This is a genomic window from Oleiphilus sp. HI0043, from assembly GCF_001634935.1.
Window position 1 is genome coordinate 1 of record NZ_LWEY01000148.1, and the last position, 756, is coordinate 756.

General features: G+C 47.4%; 1 protein-coding gene and 1 pseudogene. Both read right to left on the minus strand.

What is annotated here, in order from left to right; translation table 11 throughout:
• Positions 1–645 (minus strand): class II aldolase/adducin family protein (locus A3729_RS02895; protein WP_068633109.1); only part of this gene is annotated, 645 nt, incomplete at its 3' end.
• 33 nt (positions 646–678) lie between these two features.
• Positions 679–756: pseudogene (gene dcd, locus A3729_RS30435) on the minus strand (dCTP deaminase); the annotation flags it as partial.

Here is a 756-nt window from a genome sequence, read left to right on the forward strand (position 1 = left end):
GTATGTCGCTGCTCTATGTAAAGTGTTTATTAGCGTTTGGGTGCACTGAGAAAGAGACTCACCAGCCACAACAACGCCGTCTTCATGGCCGTCCATGCAAAAGAGAATAGACTTCTCAGATAGTAATAATTGAGCGGATAGTTGGCGCACTGATTCTGCCATCTCTGGCGTGCCATAAGGTATTTCTTTGGGGGTGGAAGCTAGCTTGAGCGCTGAACGTTGCTTCCATATTTCTGTGGAGTGAACGTGCACCACAGCTTTTATTCGGGCACTAAGCTTATAGATGACGCCATGCGTCATACTTTCCGATGAGGGCTTTGTTTCACCTTCTGCATGTATTGTATTTGTCTCAGGGTGGCTTTGGTTTACGAGGCATATATCCCGAGGGAATAGCGTTGGAAGGTGGCCTGTTTGAGTGCCGCTGATCCAGAAAGAAGGAGGCGCTTCAATGCTAGAGTCTGACTGGCAACGCAGTGATAGGTTGCCAAAGCCATAGCCTTCATAGCGATTATCATCCTGGCCGATTAACCCGTGAGCCATCATTTGTTGGCGGCATTGGTTCAGTTCAGCCAAACTGGTATCGTCAATCGAGATGCTTCGATGCTCGAATACCAGCTGATATTTGATAACGCCTTCTTGCTCCACTTGTGTTCTCTCAGACTTGAAGAGGCAGTTAAACTAAGTTTTCGGCAGCGTTACGCCAGTCTGGCCCTGGTATTTTCCACCACGATCTTTATAACTTGTTTCACATACTTC